The organism is Streptomyces sp. NPDC006624 (assembly GCF_040611555.1).
Lineage (GTDB): Bacteria > Actinomycetota > Actinomycetes > Streptomycetales > Streptomycetaceae > Streptomyces.
This window is the reverse complement of sequence record NZ_JBEXOM010000081.1, coordinates 1-1,188: the sequence shown is the minus strand read 5'-3', so window position 1 is coordinate 1,188 and position 1,188 is coordinate 1. Positions and strand designations below refer to the sequence as shown.

General features: G+C 57.7%; 1 protein-coding gene. It reads left to right on the top strand.

Features of this window, described 5'->3' with window-relative positions; translation table 11 throughout:
• Positions 1–955: 955 nt before the first annotated feature.
• Positions 956–1,188 (top strand): hypothetical protein (locus ABZY20_RS37305; RefSeq protein WP_356447987.1); only part of this gene is annotated, 233 nt, incomplete at its 3' end.

Below are 1,188 nucleotides of genomic sequence, written 5' to 3'. Positions count from 1 at the left end.
GGATCCAGCCGTCGCGCCAGCGCTTGGAACACCTCCCGCAGCAACCCGTGGTTCTGTTCGGCGGGATAACCGATTTCGACCAACACCTCCGGCTGCAAGGTCCGCACGATCCCGTGCAACTCCTGCTGAAAAGCGGAAAGCGCTTCGAACGCGTCAATGGGCATCACCACCCCTTCGTGCGGGGGCGCGGGGTCGGATTTACGAGGCATACGCGGCACTCCTGTCCTTGAGCGGAAAACCCGCGCGGCGCGGCATGCGGCCGGCGGGGTGTCGGGAGGCTCTAACCGCACACAGCCGGCGGGCGTATTCCCCTTGCGGGTGTTTTATTAGCCGCCCTCCCGACGCAGGAAAACGCGTCGCCATGTCCAAGCTTCGGACATGAAAAACCCACCTAGTTACGGAGGTGGGTGCCGCTGTGTGCGGAGTTTAGAGGCTCCGTGGTTGGGACTGTGTAGAGGCCGCTAACGGGTGTCAATCAGACAAGTCCGAATTTTCCGCCGAACACGCATCTCTATTTCGTCTGGCCGCTTCCGGCCAGAAGCAGACATTGCTGGCTGCTTGTTACTCCCGGTCTACCTTGACTGATGCGCCAGATGTCCTTTCCTCGAATTCGAACTTGTTGCCGCTTGCCCAAACTGCTTATTGCCGTGCTACTACGATGCCACAAGTAACTTAGTCGCGAATGACCACCGAAAGCACGGTACAAGTGCTGCTCACTCTTTTCGTATCCTATCGAAAGCTAGGCGGAATATCAGTTGAGAGGTGACACTGTGGGCACGAAGTTCCTAGCGAGACGCCCTGCGCACAAGATCGTCTGGCCATGCGTGGCCTCAGCAGCGCTGCCACCTGACATGGGAAGGAGCATGACACTGCCCCCCGGTAGCGGACGGCTGCAAGTTCGGCTCAAACTAGTGCGACGATTCGCCTACGGTCGTCATCTTCGGAGATTGGACTCATGGATAAGACAAACTTCACGGCTGTCGAGCTAGTGTACCCACCCATTTCCAGCCAAGAGGCCTATTGGCTTCGTGAAGAAGGAGACGTCGAGGCTAGAGTCCGTACAAGCGACTTCTACATGATCGGCGCTCGGGCTGAGTCACTTTTCCTTGATTTCGAGGAAGACGTAGACGCGCTGACGTTGAAATTCAAGATCACGGCCGGCCACCTTGTTGACGACGTCCTTATAAG